This window comes from Bacillus sanguinis, assembly GCF_018332475.1.
Lineage (GTDB): Bacteria > Bacillota > Bacilli > Bacillales > Bacillaceae_G > Bacillus_A > Bacillus_A sanguinis.
In genome coordinates, this window is record NZ_BOQB01000434.1 from 1 (window position 1) to 384 (window position 384).

1 protein-coding gene is annotated in these 384 nt (G+C 34.1%); it reads left to right on the forward strand.

Features of this window, described 5'->3' with window-relative positions; all coding sequences use genetic code 11:
- On the forward strand, positions 1–353 hold a 353-nt coding region (locus KI369_RS27220; protein WP_212958701.1), incomplete at its 5' end, for a recombinase family protein.
- Positions 354–384: the final 31 nt, after the last annotated feature.

The following is a 384-nucleotide window of genomic DNA, read 5'->3' on the forward strand; positions in this document are numbered from 1 at the left end:
CATTAGCTGATTCAACACGCCATCTAGTGGAGTTAATAGAAAACATTGATAGGAAAGGTGCTTATTTTCAATCTCTTACTGAGGGAATTGATACAAGCAATACAGCTGGATATCCATTCGGCTATATTGTAAATCATCTTGTTAATTTTCAAAGTGACGTGATAAGTGAAAAAACAAAAAAAGGTTTATATGAAGCAAAACAAAAAGGAATCACTCCTGGACGACCCAGAAAACCTGACAAAAATGTAAAACGTGCGATAGTCATGTATCAAAGTGGAGAGTATAGTCTCGTTCAAATAAAAGATGAAACAGGGATTAGCAAATCCACGCTATACAGGTATCTAGAAAATTAAATAGTAATTATACCTGACACTTATACACATC